The sequence below is a fragment of the Microbacterium gubbeenense DSM 15944 genome, assembly GCF_000422745.1.
Taxonomy (GTDB): Bacteria; Actinomycetota; Actinomycetes; order Actinomycetales; family Microbacteriaceae; genus Microbacterium; species Microbacterium gubbeenense.
Genome location: NZ_AUGQ01000064.1, coordinates 1 through 1,663, shown reverse-complemented (window position 1 = coordinate 1,663; position 1,663 = coordinate 1). Strand labels below are relative to the sequence as shown.

Annotated in this window: 1 protein-coding gene and 3 pseudogenes; all 4 read right to left on the bottom strand. The window is 58.3% G+C overall.

What is annotated here, in order from left to right:
- Positions 1–165: 165 nt before the first annotated feature.
- Positions 166–687: an acyltransferase gene (locus G510_RS19035; protein ID WP_084644395.1), complete on the bottom strand. Its 522-nt coding sequence runs from the start codon at positions 685–687 to the stop codon at positions 166–168.
- A gap of 182 nt (positions 688–869) precedes the next feature.
- A pseudogene (locus G510_RS0113305) lies at positions 870–1,226 on the bottom strand (transposase); the annotation flags it as partial.
- 25 nt (positions 1,227–1,251) lie between these two features.
- Positions 1,252–1,479 (bottom strand): annotated as a pseudogene (locus G510_RS0113300) (integrase core domain-containing protein); the annotation flags it as partial.
- 16 nt (positions 1,480–1,495) lie between these two features.
- A pseudogene (locus G510_RS18925) lies at positions 1,496–1,663 on the bottom strand (IS110 family transposase); the annotation flags it as partial.

The window sequence follows — 1,663 nt, the reverse complement described above, 5'->3', positions numbered from 1 at the left end:
CTTCCATCATCGGAAGGCCTCGACCTCGTCCCCGCGACCGCCACGCCGCTGGCTCGTCAACCGACGACTACACCCCCATCCGCGAAGAGCCACTATGTTGCGAGATCGCTCCTCGAAGTCGGCGGATTCAGACCTCACCTACACCCTCGAATGCGATGAGCTCCTTTAAGGTCTATAGCTCCCGGCAATTGAGTCTACTTGCTCGCGGTATGTATTTCCCTTCTTATCGTTTGAAGCAGGCCAGTCAGCAACCTTTGCCATGTAATCCTCCCATGGAGCGATCTTGCGGGCGGGAACGCCCGCTACAACCGTTCCACTAGGTACCGATTTTGTGACCAGGGATCCTGCTCCGATCACCACATTATCCCCAACGCTCACGCCCGGCATGATAGTAGCCCGCGTTCCAATAAACACATGATTGCCAATACGAATTGGTGCGTAACGAAAACGACGACCACGATCATCTCGATATAACCATCCGGAGCCGTCGTGTGTCACGAATGAAACCTCTGAACTGATCGTGACTCTGTCGCCGATGGACACGAGCCAGGGCTCGGTAGTGACGATGTTCGAAAGAATTCGACATCCCGTCCCGATCTCCACCCCGCTACATCGAGCGAAGCGTTCGTTGCCCAGTGCCATTCGCCGAAAGCGCGTAAAAACTCTACCAACAGCTGTCTTCAACATGCGACAAGTGTAACCGAATTTGACAACTAATAGGCCGCGCCATGAGGTCTGGCGTCTCGCGAGGTCGCCGCAAGAAGAACTACAACTCGGCAACGGCCGCCGACATTTGCAGTTATCGCCGACTAGCTCAAAGTTGAGTTTTCGCTTCGCAAATGTTCATAAAAACTCGCTTGATCGGCTCTTCACGAACGAGGGTGTAGTCGGGGTCTGAATCCTCCGGCTTCGAGTAGGCTCCTGGCGATGTAGTGGCCGAGGTTCCGGAAGCCGAGAGCGGAGCCTCTGAGGTGCTCGAGGCGTCCGTTGATCGCCTCGGTCGGGCCGTCGCTGGTGCCGGGGCGATCGAAGAACGCGAGGATGTCCGCAGCGCGTTGATTCAGGGTCCGGCCGAGTCGGTGGATCTCGATCAGCGCGGCCGGAACGCCGCTGGTGACACTGTCGATCACGGCCTTCATCAGTGTCTTGCCCTTGGTCTTATCGGGTTCTCGGTAGGCCGCGACGACGCGCTGGTAAATGCCCCAGGTCGCTTCGACCTCAACATGAACCGTCCCAGGTTCTCTGCCGCTTCTATGCGGGGAGCGATTCTCTGCTGAGGGCCGCGTAGTAGGCAGCCTCGTATTCGTCGGGGCTGACCATCCCGAGGCTACCGTGGAGCCTGCGGTCGTTGTACCAGTCGACCCAGCCGGCGGTCGCGAACTCCACGTCCGCGATGGTCTTGTACGGGCCGTGGTGGAAGATCGTTGTGCGCACGCACTCGGCTTTGTAGAGCCCATTGATCGTCTCCATGAGGGCGTTGATGCTCCTATAGTTGTCAACTCGCGATTTCGCCGGTTCTCGGGTCGGTCTTGACGAGGTGGTAGACCTCGCGAATGACGTAGCGTTTCAGGCAGCGGATGATGTCGCGTTTGCTCTTGCCCTCGGCGGTGCGTCGGGCGACGTAAGCAAGCGTGGGCTCGTGGAATCGCATCCGGACGATCAC

Bases quoted from the DNA above. Each gene is read 5' to 3' on its own strand.
- G510_RS19035 (WP_084644395.1), bottom strand. From the start codon at position 687: ATGTTGAAGACAGCTGTTGGTAGAGTTTTTACGCGCTTTCGGCGAATG.